Origin of the sequence: Pseudomonas putida (assembly GCF_002906855.1) — a bacterium.
Lineage (GTDB): Bacteria > Pseudomonadota > Gammaproteobacteria > Pseudomonadales > Pseudomonadaceae > Aquipseudomonas > Aquipseudomonas putida_N.
This window is the reverse complement of sequence record NZ_MINI01000020.1, coordinates 1-518: the sequence shown is the minus strand read 5'-3', so window position 1 is coordinate 518 and position 518 is coordinate 1. Positions and strand designations below refer to the sequence as shown.

General features: G+C 57.1%; 2 pseudogenes. Both read left to right on the top strand.

What is annotated here, in order from left to right:
- A pseudogene (locus BGP85_RS00215) lies at positions 1-329 on the top strand (hypothetical protein); the annotation flags it as partial.
- Positions 329-518, top strand: a pseudogene (locus BGP85_RS00210) (hypothetical protein); the annotation flags it as partial. The pseudogenes BGP85_RS00215 and BGP85_RS00210, both read left to right, overlap by 1 nt.

Sequence of the window (518 nt, the reverse complement as noted above, 5' to 3'; positions counted from 1 at the left end):
GCGGCGTTCCAACTGGCGCGATTATCGAGGCCGGCAGCAACTCCAGCGGCAGCTACACCAAGTTTGCTGATGGCACCATCATCATGCGTGGCGTGGCAAATCTTGACCAAGCGAGCATGGGGGTAAAGGCGGGCTCTTTTGCACTACCTGTGGCGCTGGCTGGCGCCTATCACATCGTCCTGAATATCACGTCGGTCAACGTCTCTAACGAGTTCAAGGGCTACGCACGGACGGCCGCAACCAACACCACATCGTTCCAGATCATTCACTCTTGGGATGTTATCCAGACCTACGGCTATCAGTGGGTCGCATTCGGTAGGTGGTTCTGATGATTATCAAGTTCTGTACCGTCTTCTCTGATCAGCCGTTTAGCCTTTCCCGGCTGGGTGACATGCTGACTATCAATGGCTTGGCCCTGGACTTCGCCAAGCTGCCCGAGGGCGCGACGCTGCCTGCGGGTGCAATCAGCTGTAACGACGTGCTTGGTCCAGTGGAGCGTCGTGATGGCAAGCTGCGCA